Genomic DNA, 15,889 nt, shown 5'->3' on the forward strand with positions numbered 1-15,889 from the left:
CCCCATGGGCAACCGTTCGCTGCTCCTGCGTTACGTGCTGCTGGCCATCGGCTGGCTGAGCGTAGCGCTGGGGGTGATCGGGATTTTCCTGCCGGTGTTGCCCACCACGCCCTTCCTGTTGCTGGCGGCCGCCTGTTTCGCCCGCAGCTCGCCACGGTTTTATCAGTGGCTGGTGGGGCATCCACGGCTTGGGCCGTGGATTCNNGACTACCTGGACGGCAATGGCATTCCGCTCAAGGGCAAGGTCTATGCAATCGGCTTGATGTGGCTGAGCATCGGCTTCTCCTGCTACCTGGTGCCCCTGCCGTGGGCGCGGGGGGTCATGCTGACCAGCGCGGTGCTGGTGACGATCTACATCCTCAAACAGAAAACCCTGCAAAAGCCCTGAGCCCCCTCGTCATCCGATCATTCCCACGCTCCGCGTGGGAACGATCACCTGCCACCCGACAATTTGTCCTGCCTCGCTGAATNCAAAAGCCCTGAGCCCCCTCGTCATCCGATCATTCCCACGCTCCGCGTGGGAACGATCACCTGCCACCCGACAATTTGTCCTGCCTCGCTGAAAACACCGCCTAGACTTCAGTCATCTGCACCCGAGCAGCCAGACATGTCCCGTCGCCGGCGTAGTCCAGGATGGCCAACGCTCCGACTTCGGCTCGGCGGATGGCTGCTGCTGGCGAGTTTTCTGCTGACCGGGCTCAGCAGTGTCTGGGCCGACTGGAACTTTACGCAGATCCTGCAAATCGCCGAAAAGCGCTACGGCCCGCTCGGCCCCGCCCAAGGAAGAATCGAGGCCTGGAGTCAAATGCTTAAAAGCGAACTCAACCAACCCGAGCGCGAACAACTGGACGCGGTCAATCGCTTCTTCAATCAACAGCTGAACTTTCAGGACGACACGCGCATCTGGCGTCAGACCGATTACTGGGCCACGCCGGAAGAATCTTTGATTAAGGGTGCCGCCGACTGCGAAGACTACGCCCTGGCGAAATATTTCAGCCTGCGCCAACTCGGGATTCCCAGCGAGAAACTGCGCATTACCTACGTCAAGGCACTGTCCCAAAACCAGGCGCACATGGTGCTGACCTTCTACAGCAGCCCCACGGCCGAGCCGCTGGTGCTCGACAACCTGATCGGCGAAATTCGCCCCGCCTCCCAACGCAACGACCTGTTGCCGGTGTACGCCTTCAACGCCGAAGGCCTGTACTTGCCGGGGGCCAATGGCGGCAAACGCAGCAGTGACTCGAAGAAATTGTCGCGGTGGCAGGACGTGTTGAAAAAGATGCAAGCCGAAGGGTTCGCCGTGGGCGAAGGCTAGCCGCCATCGCAAGGAGCGTTTTATGTCGCTGCGCAAACAGTTATTTCTCGCCATTTGCCTGTTCTTGCTGGTGGCCTTCAGTGGCAGTTTTTTTGTCAGCCTGGAAAGCTCCCGAGAACAGATGCTCAGCCAGTTGCGCTCCCACGCCCAGGATGCTGCCACCGCCTTGGGTCTGTCGTTGACCGCGCAGATCGACGACCCGGCGATGACCGAATTGATGGTCAGCTCGATTTTCGACAGCGGCTATTTCCGCAGCATCCGCGTCGTCAATATCGTTGATGAAAAGGTGCTGGTGGAGCGCAGCACATCGGCGCAGATCGAAGGCGTGCCCGGTTGGTTTGTGAGTCTGGTCAACCTGCGCCCGGAAGGTGGCGATGCGCTGATCATGCGCGGTTGGGAACAGGTGGCGCGGGTCGAAGTGCAGAGCAATCCGCAGTTCGCCCTGGCCAAACTTTGGGACAGCACCCTCGGCAGCCTGATCTGGCTGTTGATCTGCGGGCTGCTCAGCGCCGTATTCGGTGGATGGTTGTTACGCCGGCAATTGCGCCCGCTCGACAAAATGGTCCGGCAAGCCGAAGCCATCAGTAAACGCGAGTTCCTCAGCCTGCCAAAACTGCCACGCACCCCTGAACTGAGGCGCGTGGTGCTGGCCATGAATCAGATGGTCGAAAAGCTCAAGGCGCTGTTCTCCGAAGAGGCCACGCGCAGCGAAAAATTGCGCGCCGAATCCTATCAGGACAGCCTCACGGGCCTGGCCAATCGACGCTTGCTGGACGAACAACTGGCCGACCATTTATTGGTCTGCGAGCAAAGCAGCGACGGCCATTTATTGATGCTGCGAATCAACGACCTGATCGGCCTCAACCAACGCCTGGGCGGCCAGCGCACCGATGGGCTGATCAGCGCCGTCGGCGAATTGCTCAAGCGCCTCACACAACTGCCGGAACGGCGCACCTGGCTGGCGGCGCGTAATCGTGGCGGCGAATTCAGCCTGCTGACACCGGGCCTGGACAGTACCGAAGCCGCCCGCCTCGCCTCGGAAATCAGCGCCACCCTGGAAAACCTGCGCCTGACCGGCGCCAGCGATTGCATGCCCGTTGCACACTTGGGCGTGGTCGCCTATCAGCCCGGCCAAGCGGCCGGCGACGTCCTGCTGCGCCTCGATCAAGCGCTGGCCCAGGCTCAGCAACATCCTGAGCGGCCGTGGGTGCATCTGGCCCATTCCGATACCGCGACGAACCACTCGCAACACGACTGGCGCACCTGGATCGACGACGCGCTGACCCACGGCAAAATGCAGCTGTATTTCCAACCCGTGGTGCAATGCGCCGACACCAGCCAGGTGCTGCACCACAAAGTCCTCGCGCGCTTGCTCGACCCGCAAGGCGAGGCCATCGCCGCCGGGCATTTCCTGCCGTGGATCGAGCGTCTCGGCTGGTCGGCACGGCTCGACCTGGCGATGCTCGAAGCCACCCTCGATTACCTCATCGTCAACCGCTGGCCGCTGGCGTTAAGCCTGTCCGGCAGCACCCTGCGCGACCCGGCACAACTGCGACAAATCATCGACATGCTCGAATCGCTGCCTGACCTGGCCCCTCTGCTGACACTGGAAATCGACGAACGCCAACTACCGCCCCCCGATGAATTGCAACGCCTGAGCCACAGCCTGCTCGACACCGGTTACCGCATCGGCTTGCAGCATTTCGGCGGTAGCTTCAGCCAGATCGGCAACCTGACGCAGCTGGGTTTGGCGTATCTGAAAATCGATGGCGCGTACATCCGGCACATTGATGAACAGAGTGACAAGCGGCTGTTTATTGATGCGATTTACCGGGCGACCAACAGCATTGATTTGCCGTTGATTGCGGAGATGGTCGAGACCAAAGGGGAATTGGAGGTGATTCGGGAGTTGGGGTTGTTTGGGGTGATGGGGCGGTTGATTGGACCGCCGGAGCCGATGTAAGGGGTATGACTGCGGTTTGAAAGTTGGCATTAGCTATCAGATATGTCGGCCCAAAACTGCTGGGTTCGGACAATCTTTTCATGTTAAACGGCGATGTTTAAAAGACACCGTCGCACATCCCCCCTCGACAGGAGTCTCCCCATGCTCGTGCAACCCGTCCGTCACCTTGTTTCCATGCTGCTGCGTGAACCAGAAATCCCCGGTGCCCGTCTACTGGACTCTTCCACTGACGTCTGGGCAATCAACCGCGCCGCGGCCCTGGACAACTTCCCCATCAACGGGCTCAAGGTCTACGTCCCGGCCTGGTCAAGCATGGGCAAAGGCGACAAGGTCGAGCTGCTGTTCAACGGCCAGGTGGTCAATCAGCACATTATCACCGACGACGCCGAAGTCGGTCAGCGGGTGACCTTGTGGGTCGAACCCAGGCATTGGCTGACCGGGACGCACACGCTGGCTTACCGGGTGACGCGTTTCAATCAGGGCGCCGAGACGTTTACGCCGGCACTCAAGCTCTACGCCAAGCTGGAGATTCCTGCGGGCCAGGACCTTAACCCGGAAGAAGGCAGCCACTCGAACCTGTACCTGTTCATCGATCCGGCCATCGTCGAGAACATCGTCGACAAGGAGATCGCCGCGGCCGGGGTGGACATCATCATTCGGGCCGAGTCCGGGACCGGCGTGCCTTATCCGGATGCGGCGGTGGGCGATGTCATGGTGCTGAGCTGGGGCGGTGTGCTCGTGGAATCCGCGCCGCTGACTGCCGAGCAGATCAGCGACCCGGCCACTCACCCGATCGTGATCCACGTCGTCGAAGCCACCATCCTGGCCGCGGGCGACACCGACATCTCCGGGCTGGCGGTCACCTTCCGCGTGCGCGATGTGGTGCACAATTTTTCGGAAGACTGGTGCAAGGCCACGCGGCTGGTGGTCATGACCGGCGTCGATCTGCTTGATGCGCCGATCGTCAAGGAGGCGACGAACAACATCCTTGACCTCGATGCGCTGGAGGACAAAAACATCACGGCTCAGGTCTGGGCCAAAGGGCCGGCGTTCAAGCTGGAGGACCGCATCATCCTGAAGATGCGCGGCACCACCGTGGACAACGAGGCCGTGGAAGTCAACACGCCGGCCCAGACGGTCAACAACCTGCCGCATACCTATGAATTCAAACTGTCCAATGCCGACGTGCGTCAACTGGCCAAAACCCAGGTGACTTTTTCCTATCGCGTAGAGCGCCCGGGCGTGACCGACCCCCTGCCGTCAAAGGGGCAATTCGTCACCTTCATCGGCGAACCGAAACACCTGGCCGCGCCCAAGGCCGAAGATGAACAAAACGGCGCGATTGATCCGGACCTGCCTCACCCTCGCGTGCGGATTCCGTTCGATCCGATCATGCAGCAGGGCATGGCCACGACCTCATCTGGGCCGGCACCCGCCCGGATACCGGCAGCTACACCCCTGAGCTGGATTGGTATTTTCCAACCTGGGAAGAGATCGAAGCCCAGCAAGATTTCTTCATCGCGGTGGACGGCAGGCACCTGAAAACCCTGGAAGGCGGCACGCTGGAGCTGTGGTACCACCTGCTCAGCGAAGACCAGAACGGCGACCGAGTCCGCCGCGAATCCTTGCATGCGGCGCTGCTGCAGGTGGGCGAGCCGCAACTCGAACTGGTCAAACCCATCGTCCTCGGTGAACAGGACGGAGCGCTGGAGCCCGGGGACCTGCCCGGCGGCATCGGCAAACTGACCGCGCCAAGGCCGACCGTCAAACCGACCCAATCCGGTGACATCGTGACCTACACCTGGACGGGTGAAGTCACGGGCCTCACGGAAGACTCCGCCACTCTCAACGGGCTGTCCAAGGACAAGGACGTGCACTTCACCCTCAGCGCCGCGTTTGTCGCCGAGCATATCGAGCCGAACCGCGGCAAGAAGGTGACGGTGAGTTACCGGATCTGGCGGGCGGCGACGAACGAGACGAGTTATTCGAATGTGCTGGAATTTGGGGTTGGCCAGGCGATTGGCTCAGGCAACCTGAAAGTCATGGGGGCGCGCTTCAATTGCCATACGTTTGGGCATACCGGCGCTTCTCGTGTATTGAGCGCGTTCGATGCCACTACCGAGCAACCCATAGAGGCGCAGTGGAAATATGCCACAGACATTGAGTGGACAACTGCCGCCACCTGGACTGATACAACGCCACAGGAATCTTTACAGGTTCGTTCCTCCGACAAACAGATCACCCTCAATCCGGCAAATATTATCGGCAACGGACACTGCTTCGTCGCGCATCGTGACGGGGGTGACGTGATCGCTTGGGGCAACGCTGATTACGGTGGGAAGATTCCTCCGGCCATTATCCCCCTGAAAGACATCGTTGAAGTCAGTAGCACTTACTCCGCTTACGCTGCCCGCCGAACCCATGGCGCGGTGGTGGTGTGGGGGAGACCGTATGGTGGTGGGAACATGGGCAGTGTTGTTCCTTCGGACTTTGTTCGGGTTGTTGGTAACTCAGCGGCGTTTGCCGGTCTAAAGAATGCGAGTCAGGTGGTTGCCTGGGGGTATGACAATGGGGGCGGCACTGTGCCTACTGCAATCGCGGCACTCAGGGACATTGTACGGATCGTTGTCAGTAGCAACGCATTTGCCGCGCAACGGGCCACCGGGCAGGTGGTGGCTTGGGGGGATCCCAGTCGGGGGGGAAACCTGCCGACGGACATTGCCCTGCTCACCGATATCAACATGATCCTCGGTGCCCAGTATGCCTTTGCGGCCCTTCGCGCCAACGGCCGTCTCGTCGCTTGGGGCAGGGCCGAGTTTGGTGGAAATCTGCCAGCACCGATTGCTTCATTGAACGATATCATCGAGCTGCGTTGTAATGCTCTGGCGTTTATAGCGAAGCGCGCTACAGGCCAATGGGTGGCTTGGGGCGAACCATCAAGTGGTGGCACTATCAGCCCAGAGTTCGCGGGATTGACGGATATTGTCGACGTGAGCTCGACAGCATCAGCATTCGCAGCTCGTCGTGCCAACGGCCATGTAGTGGCGTGGGGAAGCCCGATAAGGGGCGGCGTGGTGCCTGCCGACATCGCGCTGCTGAACGACATTGTGCAGGTGGCCGGCACGCAGAGTGCGTTCGCAGCCTTGCGTAAGAATGGTACCGTCGTAGCTTGGGGTAAGCCGGATATGGGGGGGGATACGTCAGCGGTTGAGGACCAACTGATCAATGTACAAGCCCTATACGCCAGCGACGAGGCGTTCGCCGCCCTGACTTCCGATGGTCGCGTTGTAACCTGGGGTAACCCGGAAAAAGGAGGCAACAGCAGTGCAGTGCAAGACCAGTTGGTCGGTCAGGTTTCCTATCAGGTAAGTGCAGTTTCGCGTGGAGTGAGTGTTTAAGGGACGGATCGATTGACTACGCATCGCAACACTGAACTGGGGATTGAGCCAGTGGTGATGCTGGGCGAGTTGGCGGTGAATCGGATGCAGGATAACCTTGATCCGAAGTCATCACTGGTCAGTCATACCGTGTCATCGTTCTTCGCGAGCAGGCCCGCTCCCACATTGGGTCTGGGTCGATCACGGAGGTGCATGGAACAAGAAACGGCCTACCCAGGCCGTTTTTTTTCGCCTACCGTTTGTCTAAAACCCCCGCCCACCTGTTAGTTCTGACAGTAGTCAGCGCGCCTTTCATCGTGCCCAATCTACCTGTCAATGTCCCCTCCCCCACAGTGGCGTACCTTCGCCAAGGAGTTTTTGATGGCCGCTTCTGGTCTATTCCTGTTTCGCCCTTCAGGGTCGGTCGTCGCCCCGCTGCAGCACCGGCCATTGATGATTGCCGGCGCGGTCGAGCCGATTGTCGACGGTGACGCGGGTATCAACATCAGTGTGGTGGAGAGCCATCCGGAGGGGGTGTTGTGCGCTATCAATAAATACAGCCCTCCAGTGCTGGCGGGCGATCAGATTGATGTGTATTGGGACGGTGACAAGATCTTCCACAAGGAACTCCAGCCAGAAGAAGTCGACGGTGATTTCCTGTTCTTTTTCCTGCCCGTCGCCCCCATGGTTCCCGGTTGGGTGGAAACGGTTTACTACGTGCTCACGCGCAAGGACGAAACAGTGCCGGACGACCCGTCAGCTGGGTTGCGGGTGCTGGTGAAGCTCGACAGGCCGGGGGGGCGCGACAAGGAACCTCATCTGCCAGGCCATTCCGAACTGCATCAACCTCAACTCCCCCAAGACGTCATTGACAATGGTATCGATGCGGAGTGGGCCGCCAGCGGTGTCCCTGTCACGATCCCCTTCTACCTTGGAATTTTCCCTTACGACGTGGTGAATCTGCACTGGGGCAGCGTTCGAATCCCTCATACCGTCACCCCCGATCAGGCCAATCGCGAAACCCCCATCATCATCACGGTGGATCAGGACGCCATTCTCGCCGGCGGTGACAGCGCGGCGTTGCCGGTTCGCTACTTTCCGCACGACCCGGTGTGGAACTGGGCCGAGAAGCACTCCATAAGCACGACGGTTCTGGTCGATGCCGGTGCCTGGCGCCTGGAATCACCGATCATCAATGAAGCCGTGAACGGGGTCATCACCCTCAAGGATCTGAACAACGAAGACGTCACCGTTCTGGTCAAGATTGCTGGCGACGATTTTGCGATCGGCGATACGGTGAAGCTGACCTGGATCGGCACGCCTGCTGTCGGCAAACCGTTGATCCATACGCAATCGCGAACCGTGGACAACATCCCGCACCACCTCGAATTCAAGGTGCCCTACGCCGAGGTCCGCGCAATTGCCATGGGGTCGGCCGACGCCTCGTATGTGTTGACCAAACTGGATAACTCGCCGCCCCTGTCGTCCAAGCGCGCATTCGCCGATGTCGTTGGGGATGTGGCAATCATCCCGGCGCCCATCGTTGAGCAAGCGGTGGGCGGCACGCTTGAACCCGACAACGAATATGCAACGGTGCGTGTCAGCTATCCCGGCATGGCCAGCGGCGATTCCCTCAACCTGATCTGGCTGGGTACCCAAGCCAACGGTCAGTCGTATTTGCACGAAGAGCCACACACTGTCAGCGCCGGAGAGGCCGCCGACAAGCTAGTGACCTTCCACATCGACAGTCAGCACATTGTCGTGCTGGACAAGGGTTCGCTGGACCTGTCCTACCGCATCACCAACGACGCCGTAGCGCTGTATGGCATCAGTGAATCGGAACGCTTGCTGCTCAAGGTCGAACAATTGCGCACCACACTGCCGGTGCCCGTGGTGCTGGAAGCCGACCCACCGGATGTGCTCGACCCCTCGAAGGTTTTCCATAACGTGAATGTCAGGGTCAACTACCTCGGCACGCTCCCGGGCGACATTCTGACCTGTCACTGGAGCGGCAACGGTCCTTTTGGCAGCACAACCAACTGGGTGCCGATCACCACCGTGACCGCCGGAAAACCCGTGACGTTCAGAGTGGCGGAGGAGTTCGTCGCGGCCAACATCGGCAAGTACGTCAAGGTACGTTACACGGTGAAGCATGCGACTACGGGGTTGTGGAGTTATTCGGTTACGTTGAATTTGCTGGTCGCAGCATGGATTGCACCGACACTGGACACAGTCACCGACTCCAAAGGCCCGGTCCCCCAGGGCGGCATCACCTTTGACCGATCAGTAACCGTCACTGGCACGGCCAGTCCCAACCAGAAAGTCCGCTTGCTCGATGGCACCACTTCACTGGGGGAACCCACCGCCAATGGTTCGGGCACCTGGACTCAGGTGGTAAGTGCATTGACCGTCAAGGCTTACAGCCTCAAGGCGCTGGCGCTGTATGGCGAGGGCGAAGAGTCCGCTCCACCGTTCACGTTTACCGTGGCGGCGGCGCTCAAACCGGCCATTGACTCGGTCACCGATTCCAAAGGCCCGGTCGCCCAGGGTGGCATCACCTTCGACCGGTCGGTGACCGTCACTGGCAAGGCCAGTCCCAACCAGAAAGTCCGCTTGCTCGATGGCACCACGTCACTGGGGGAACCTACCGCCAATGGCAGCGGCATCTGGACTCAGGTGGTAAGTGCATTGACCGTCAAGGCTTACAGCCTCAAGGCGCTGGCGCTGTATGGCGAGGGCGAAGCATCCACCCCGTTGCGCACGTTTACCGTGGCGGTGGCGGTCAAGCCAACCATTGACTCGGTCACCGATTCCAAAGGCCCGGTCCCCCAGGGCGGCATCACCTTCGACCGATCAGTAACCGTCACTGGCAAGGCCAGCCCCAATCAGAAAGTCCGCTTGCTCGATGGCACCACTTCTCTGGGGGAGCCTACCACCAATGGTTCGGGCATCTGGACTCAGGTCGTGAATGCATTGACCGTCAAGGCTTACAGCCTCAAGGCGCTGGCGCTGTATGGCGAAGGCGAAGAGTCCGCTCCACCGTTCACGTTTACCGTGACGGCGGCGCTCAAACCGGCCATTGACTCGGTCACCGATTCCAAAGGCCCGGTCGCCCAGGGTGGCATCACCTTCGACCGGTCGGTGACCGTCACTGGCAAGGCCAGTCCCAACCAGAAAGTCCGCTTGCTTGATGGCACCACGTCACTGGGGGAACCTACCGCCAATGGTTCGGGTGTCTGGACTCAGGTGGTAAGTGCATTGACCGTCAAGGCTTACAGCCTCAAGGCGCTGGCGCTGTATGGCGAAGGCGAAGAGTCCGCTCCACCGTTCACGTTTACCGTGGCGGTGGAGGTCAAACCGACCATTGATTCGGTCAAAGGCTCGACAAGCAGGGTCGAAATCCACAATGGCGGTACAACGTTCGAGACCAGTGTGACGCTGACCGGCACGGCCAGCAAAGGCCAGAAGGTCCAGGTACTCGACGGCACCATATCGAAGGGGGAGCCCACCGCCAGTACAACGACGGGAATCTGGTACTTGCTGGTGACAGGGTTGAGTGTGGCGTCTCACAGCTTCACCGCTAAAGCGTTGTATGGCAGTGGACAGTCCTCCACGCCAGCGCGTAGCCTCACAGTAGCAACACCATTAACAATTAATACTAGTCAGATGAACCTAAATGGGCTCTCAGTAAAAATCCCAAATTGGCCGAAAACTGGACAAGATTCTATTGGCAATACTGATGTTCGCCTGGCTCAAGGTGGAAAGACTCCCTATTATTATTATTCAAGTAATGAGGCCGTTGCCTCCGTGACACAAACGGGCAAAGTCACTGGCAACAGTATCGGCAATGCCACAATTTTCGTTCGAGACGCATCGCTTCAATTGGTAAGTTATCCAATATCAGTGAGAAACATATATCAACTGCGATCTAATGATTCATATTTAACGCACGCTCAGGCCGTTTCCTGGATGAGCTCCTTCGGCAATGCATTGCCGGCTGGCCAAGCCCTCAATGACATGCAACGAGTGTATGGCCAAAAATTACCTACCGCCCGAAATTATTGGCTTTGTGAAGTGGGTGGATGCCCTCCGGTTCAGGGTTATCAAACATACGCTTTCTACAATATAGATCATATGGATCAACGTTGCGCATCCGACGTCGACCAACGCTGGCGATTCGGGGCATGGTGTATTCAACCTTTATAGTCTTATAAACCTGACGAGTACAAAAGCGCACCTCATTAACTTCTTCCATCATGGGAGAGCGAATAAGGTTTTGAATGTGATAAGCGAAGGGGAAATATTTATTTCCACAATCGTGATTAAAGACTAGTTAAAGCGCCGAATCTATTTACGCGCCTTCACCTGCATGACTGATGTGAACTTAACCAGGATCAGGCGCGACTGGTCCTGATGAACGCTGTGTCGGGTCACCGCCGTTTCCGGAGTCACCACTCGACTCGAACCATCGGGCGGCGCTTCTCGGGGTGTGGCATGACAAGGTGCGCAGTTACGATGGAAGCTGGTGCGGGGCGGGCAGTCGATTACCCTGGCGCTACCGTTGTTGCTGAAGGTGAAGCGGATTGAGGATGGAGATTCGTGGTTGCCGAGACAGGTGATTGCCGGTCAGACGGGTCAATAAAAAACGCCGCTTACCCAATAGGAGAAGCGGCGTTTCAGTCTTGCAAGACTACTATTCCCTTACCAGTTAACCCTCACCCCAAAGTTAACCCCCCACGGCTTCTCAATGTGCTCGCCCTTTTCATAATCAAAATCAACGTGCGCCTGCATCCCCTCGGAGAAAGCCACTGCCAACCCCGCCCCGAAATCGGTACGGTAGCCCGACAGGTCGTTGTTAAACACATTGTTGTTCACTTGCACTTTGTTATTTTTGGCGAACTCGTAACCCGCCGCGGCACTGATATAAGGCTGTACCACCTTGCCGTTGCCGAAGTCGAAATTGCGCCCGAAGGTGCTGCCGACCTTGCCCAGCATCGAGCGGGCCCGATCACCGTTGGCGTCCATGCCGTTGTCCAGGTTGTAATGCTTGCCCTGGATCACGACAGACGAGAATCGGGTAAACGGTTCGATGAAGTAGCCATCGCCGAACTTGATGTGTCGGCCGAATTCGGCCCAGCCGCCGAGGCCGGAGTTGTCGTAGTCGCCTTTGGCACGGGAACCGTCGCTCAGGCCGACTTTTGACTCGTTGCGGAAGTGGTTGAACTTGAGCGCGGCATCGAAGTAGTAACCGGAATCGGCATCGAGCCAAGTTGCGTAAGGCCCGACGTAGTAGCTGTCGACGGTGCCGGAAGTGCCGTAATCAAGATTCAGCCTGGAATTGCTGTACCCCGCCATCACCCCCATAAACCATTGGCTCTCACCCAGTCTCGCATCAGCGCCCAGGGAAAAACCTTGCTGGGTTTGCTGATAAGCCACACCCGAGCCGTCAGCCACATTGTATTGGCTGCCGTAAGTACGCACCCAGGCACCCGACTTGCCGCCGTTGAATCGAAGCTCACCCATGCGACTGCGTAGGGATGCGTCTTCGCCGGTGGCCACAGTGATCGCTGTATTGAACAGGGCCAATACCGAACGCGCGCCCGGGCTGACGGTTTCGGTAGCAGGGTCCAGATACCAGTCGGTGGCCCCGCTTTCGTCCATCGTGCTTTTCAGCGAATAGGACCAGGTTCCCAGGTCCGCCCTGCCACTGATCAGCGAGAATTGCGCATCACCCGCCGCCGTATGCACGAGGTTCAATTGCCCGGGAGACACGGCATCCAGCCCAGAGGCCGCAACCAACAGACCGAACTGCCCAGTGGCCACACCGGTCACGTTCAGGAAATCGTGATGGCCGGTGGCAAAGTTGCCTTTCATCGCAAATACATTGGCGCCGGTGCCTGAGGCCGCAAGTGTTCCGACGTTCAACTGGTAGAACGTGTCCGGGGCATCGGGCGAACCGAAGCTGACTGTACCGCCATTCATGGCCAATGCGCCGACGGTGTCGTTGCGGGTCAGGGTCCAGTTGGAGCCGCTGTTGATGGTCACACCGTCGACCTTATCCAGGCTGCCGGTGAACCGTGAATTGTTTTGCAGGTTGACCGTGGCCGAGGAGGCGTCATCGACGAGCACGACATCACCGGTGAAATGGCCCTGATCGAAGGTGAGGTTCGCTACGCTGCTGCCATCTATATTCACGTTGCCTTGAAGCGCACTGTTGGCGACGGTCATGGCGGCGGTAGAGGCGCCTTGCACATCAAGCAAGATGTTGTTTCCGGCAAGCAGACTGGCACCGTTCGAGAGACGGATAGTGGCATTTGTGCCTCTCTCGACCAGAACCGCGGAGCCGTTGACACCCTGTACGATGGCATTATCCAGTGTAAGGGCACGAGCACCTACATTGGCGGAATCGTTGACCATCCGCACACCTGTCGCCTGCCCGGTGATATGCGTCCCGGCAGAGGCATCCACTTCACCGCCCAGAATGTTCACACCAATGCCGTCGCCTGCCGAGCCGGTGACTTGCGTATTGATCAACGACAATTTGCTCAGCCCCGTGACCTGGGCACCAGCTACTTCACCCTTGATCTGGCTATTGGAAACGGTCACGTCCGATCCGCCGGCCGCGACACTGGAACGGTTTACGGCCAGCCCGATGTCTTCGCTGGTCACATTGGCCCGATCGATAGTGCCTCGACTGCTGGTGACTACAACGCCTTCAGCGCCGCTACTGCCGACAATGCTCGCGCCGTTGATATTCAACGTTGAGCCAGATTGCACAGTGATCGATCGGGTACTGGCGCCATTGACGTTCAACACGCCATTGTTACGCACCAGATAGTCGATCGACGTTGTCGATGAGTCGATATCCAGTGTCGTTCCGTCGACGATGGTTGCCGCCTGTGCACCCGTGCCGGACAAAGAAAAGACCGGCATGAACACCAGTACGCCCAGCGCGCGTTTTCGAATAACCCTGACGGGGAGCTCGCCAAATACTTTCATAATTTATCCACCTCCAACTCATAATAAAAAGTGCGCAAATACATTTGCGTGAAAAAATAGAGCGCGGAAGGTAAAGGAACTCCCCCTAAAAAAATGTAGGAAATATCCGAAATCACATAGCGAATATTTCCATAACTTCCCTCACTAAAAAAAACCGGAAGGTTTTTACACCTTCCGGGCTTTTTCACTTAAATCGGACAAGGCGTTCCAGTCCCCCCTACCATATGCACTCTAACGAAGTGACTGGAAGTTACGTCCCGCCCATCGATCTCGACGACGTAACTGATTTCCCCCCATGCGCTCTGTGTTGCAAGAAGCTCCTGGTAGCGGACTTTTATAATAAAACCGTCGTCAACCTCCTGATCGCTCGGAGAATAGTTGAATTCGTACTTGGTACCCGGCTTCACTGTAGTCCCCGCAGAATCGCTATACCCTTGATAAGTACAGGCCAATGTTTTCCCCTTCAATTCCGGCTCTCCACCTGCGACCAGTGCTTCAGCACATTTGCCAAGCACTGCATCGGCTCGCAAAGATTGGCAATTGAGTAGAGTCAAATCTGGATCCATATGTTGAAACCTTACTTCGGGCGCAACACCCGGACGAATATAAACATCAACGTCCTGAGGCAACGAAAACTCCTCATTTTCGTTAAGGTCCGGATTGGTTAGTTTGTAACTTACCGGAAGCGGATTGCCATTTCCTCCTTCATCCACAACTTCCCACTCAACAGTCCATTCCAAATCATCCGTTTCCGTTCCATCCAGTTCAATGACGCCCCCCTGTGCTGCTGTCACCTCAACACCCTTCCAGATCAGTGTCGCAACGTCTCCGTCCTTGACGCCATCAAAAACCTGCGCAGTGACTGAAACCGTCTGATCTTTGTCGTCTTCTGTCAGTACATTCGGGCCATTACCTCCTTGTCCTTGAACAGTCACCAGATCAAGGTCCGGATTGGGATTCTCCTCCCCTTCACCGGGCCCCGGTCTGCGGAGGTCGACAACAATATTTTTTGTAAGTGGCGTTAATGGGTGACGAACCGTGCCGCGCTTTATCTGATAACTGGTTGTTATTGTTTTTTCGCCAAGGCTATCTTTAGCCAGCGCGCTATAAGGAACATTCACGTAGAAGGGAAAGCCGTTGATCCGCTGTGCGGGCAATAGAATGCCATCTACCGTCACTTCGATCTCATCACGATCCGCGATGTAATTATCGTACTCAGCCAATATCCCGATGCCCAAAGGCATCCGCGCATCGGCCAGATCCACCAGTTTAGGTAGCGTATCATCATCAAACAGCGGAATGCTGGGTGGCAATAATCCCTCTGGCGGATCCGTCAGCGATACGTTCGTTTTCTTGTACGCTGAGGGGAGACTCTTATTACCTTTCCGATCCATCAACGTATACCAGAGTTCTTTTTCACCCTCTTCGGTGCCAACCTGGGCAGCAGTCAAGTTGAAAGTAACCGGCACGGCGGTATCTGTAACAGTCACCTTCCCTATCGAAATAGCTCCTGGCAAAGATATGCCAAAGAAAGCTTCGATTTCATCCCCGATTTTTTTTGTGGCGTATTGAGGGACGGTAACAAGAACAAAACCGTTGGCATCCAGGTAAGGTTTGGTAATGCCGTCTCGCTCAACTTCTGCAGGAAGGGTCACCTCACCGTTCGGCAAGGGAGCCTGCGTATCGATATTAATTACCTCGTGCGCAACTTCATCAGGATTGCCACCATGACTCAGTATATAACTTAACTCATGCGATCCCGATGCATTAGTGAGGCCTGCTGGCAACAGCAATTCAAACTCAGTGATGGCAGGATCAATTGGAGTCTCATAATCATATCGGGTACCAACACGACTGCCATTCCAGGTCAAGTTCAAAAACCCTGGTATAGCGTTTTCATCGCCCGCCTGAGCAAATCGGGGGATCAGCACTTTTAGCTGTGCGCCTTGAAGACTGGAATGCAACTGATTTGGCAAATCGTCCGCGGTATCGGGCAACAGGGGATTATCAGCGTGCAGGGAGGGGGGCGCTGCGTCCTCTGTAGGCATACTCTGCCGAACGACAAGATAACGCGCGCGATTCTGTGCGGGATCCAATGGTTTGAAACTGGTCATCTGTATCTTCCTTTCAATTGCTTGATTATCTGACAAAGGACACTACCAGCCCCCGTCAGGACACTTGGAAACTGACCACCCACGCGCGGACTTTAATTCTGATAATCCGACTTAAACAGCG

8 protein-coding genes and 1 pseudogene are annotated in these 15,889 nt (G+C 57.5%); 7 read left to right on the forward strand and 2 right to left on the reverse strand.

Annotated elements, in window-relative coordinates:
* Positions 1 to 4 precede the first annotated feature (4 nt).
* The 7 genes and pseudogenes from B7L09_RS09180 (at position 5) to B7L09_RS09200 (ending at position 10,861) form a co-directional block, all read left to right on the forward strand.
* Complete coding sequence (locus tag B7L09_RS09180; protein WP_094468587.1) at positions 5 to 388, forward strand: YbaN family protein; 384 nt, start codon at positions 5 to 7, stop codon at positions 386 to 388.
* A 219-nt stretch (positions 389 to 607) separates the two neighbouring features.
* Complete coding sequence (gene lapG / locus B7L09_RS09185) at positions 608 to 1,315, forward strand: cysteine protease LapG (protein ID WP_094468559.1); 708 nt, start codon at positions 608 to 610, stop codon at positions 1,313 to 1,315.
* Between the two features lie 22 nt (positions 1,316 to 1,337).
* Positions 1,338 to 3,278, forward strand: coding sequence for a cyclic di-GMP receptor LapD (lapD, locus tag B7L09_RS09190; protein WP_094468560.1), 1,941 nt, complete (start codon positions 1,338 to 1,340; stop codon positions 3,276 to 3,278).
* A 141-nt stretch (positions 3,279 to 3,419) separates the two neighbouring features.
* Positions 3,420 to 4,820: a hypothetical protein gene (locus B7L09_RS32350; RefSeq protein ID WP_049870733.1), complete on the forward strand. Its 1,401-nt coding sequence runs from the start codon at positions 3,420 to 3,422 to the stop codon at positions 4,818 to 4,820.
* Complete coding sequence (locus tag B7L09_RS32355; RefSeq protein ID WP_049870734.1) at positions 4,802 to 6,676, forward strand: RCC1 domain-containing protein; 1,875 nt, start codon at positions 4,802 to 4,804, stop codon at positions 6,674 to 6,676. Before B7L09_RS32350 ends, B7L09_RS32355 begins: the two co-directional genes overlap by 19 nt.
* Positions 6,677 to 6,697: 21 nt before the next feature.
* Positions 6,698 to 6,784, forward strand: a pseudogene (locus B7L09_RS32775) (DUF6124 family protein); the annotation flags it as partial.
* Between the two features lie 252 nt (positions 6,785 to 7,036).
* Positions 7,037 to 10,861 (forward strand): immunoglobulin-like domain-containing protein, encoded by a 3,825-nt coding sequence (locus B7L09_RS09200; protein WP_176457680.1) that lies wholly within the window; start codon positions 7,037 to 7,039, stop codon positions 10,859 to 10,861.
* Positions 10,862 to 11,356: 495 nt separating this feature from the next.
* On the opposite strand, the gene B7L09_RS09205 is transcribed toward B7L09_RS09200, so the two are convergent.
* Together B7L09_RS09205 and B7L09_RS09210 are read right to left on the reverse strand one after the other, a co-directional pair.
* A complete protein-coding gene (locus tag B7L09_RS09205; RefSeq protein ID WP_010461988.1) occupies positions 11,357 to 13,654 on the reverse strand; it encodes an autotransporter outer membrane beta-barrel domain-containing protein in 2,298 nt (765 codons plus the stop codon).
* Between the two features lie 188 nt (positions 13,655 to 13,842).
* Positions 13,843 to 15,768, reverse strand: a complete 1,926-nt coding sequence (locus tag B7L09_RS09210; RefSeq protein ID WP_010461990.1) for a hypothetical protein — start codon at positions 15,766 to 15,768, stop codon at positions 13,843 to 13,845.
* Positions 15,769 to 15,889 lie beyond the last annotated feature (121 nt).

The sequence above is a fragment of the Pseudomonas mandelii genome, from assembly GCF_002251635.1.
Classification (GTDB): Bacteria; Pseudomonadota; Gammaproteobacteria; order Pseudomonadales; family Pseudomonadaceae; genus Aquipseudomonas; species Aquipseudomonas mandelii_B.

Excerpts from the sequence above, each read along its gene's own strand:
- lapG (WP_094468559.1), top strand. The coding sequence starts at position 608 with ATGTCCCGTCGCCGGCGTAGTCCAGGATGGCCAACGCTCCGACTTCGG.
- B7L09_RS09200 (WP_176457680.1), top strand. The coding sequence starts at position 7,037 with ATGGCCGCTTCTGGTCTATTCCTGTTTCGCCCTTCAGGGTCGGTCGTC.
- lapD (WP_094468560.1), top strand. The coding sequence starts at position 1,338 with ATGTCGCTGCGCAAACAGTTATTTCTCGCCATTTGCCTGTTCTTGCTG.
- B7L09_RS09210 (WP_010461990.1), bottom strand. The coding sequence starts at position 15,768 with ATGACCAGTTTCAAACCATTGGATCCCGCACAGAATCGCGCGCGTTAT.
- B7L09_RS32350 (WP_049870733.1), top strand. The coding sequence starts at position 3,420 with ATGCTCGTGCAACCCGTCCGTCACCTTGTTTCCATGCTGCTGCGTGAA.
- B7L09_RS09205 (WP_010461988.1), bottom strand. The coding sequence starts at position 13,654 with ATGAAAGTATTTGGCGAGCTCCCCGTCAGGGTTATTCGAAAACGCGCG.